Below are 450 nucleotides of genomic sequence, written 5' to 3'. Positions count from 1 at the left end.
AGATAAAGGGAAGAAAGATATGTACTTAAAAGCATTTGACGGAAAACGGAATGGGGCAACCGTACAGAGGGGGTACTCCTTGGTACAGCTGTTGGTGGTGATGCTGCTGGTTTCGATCTTGGCGACGGCTGCCTTTACAGCTTATCGGGAATCGGTCCGCTCGGCCAACCTGCGTGCGGCTCATGCCGCGCTGCTGGAAAATGCGCGCTTTATGGAGCAGTTCTACACGAAAAAGGGTAGCTTTAAGCTGACATCGACGAAATGGCCGGAGCTGCCGGTGAAGGAGGCGGGCGGTTTCTGTATCAGGATGAGCGGTCAGGCTAAGGGCATCCTGGAGGGTAAGTTTACCTTGAAGGCGGTGGCGCTGGATAGGGAAGCGGAGCCGAGGGTGCTGCGCTTGAACGAGTCACTGACGGCGGTGGTGTGCGGGAAGATGAAGGGGAAGGGCAG

Annotated in this window: 1 protein-coding gene; it reads left to right on the top strand. The window is 56.2% G+C overall.

Annotation, left to right across the window (positions count from 1 at the left end; all coding sequences use genetic code 11):
- Positions 1-19: 19 nt before the first annotated feature.
- Positions 20-450: type IV pilin protein (locus tag TW89_RS02720; protein WP_283114338.1), on the top strand; the 431-nt coding region annotated here is incomplete at its 3' end.

The sequence above is a fragment of the Neisseria flavescens genome (assembly GCF_001618065.1).
GTDB lineage: Bacteria > Pseudomonadota > Gammaproteobacteria > Burkholderiales > Neisseriaceae > Neisseria > Neisseria flavescens_A.
Note: the sequence above shows the minus strand (reverse complement) of the source record. Positions and strands in the feature narration are given on the sequence as shown.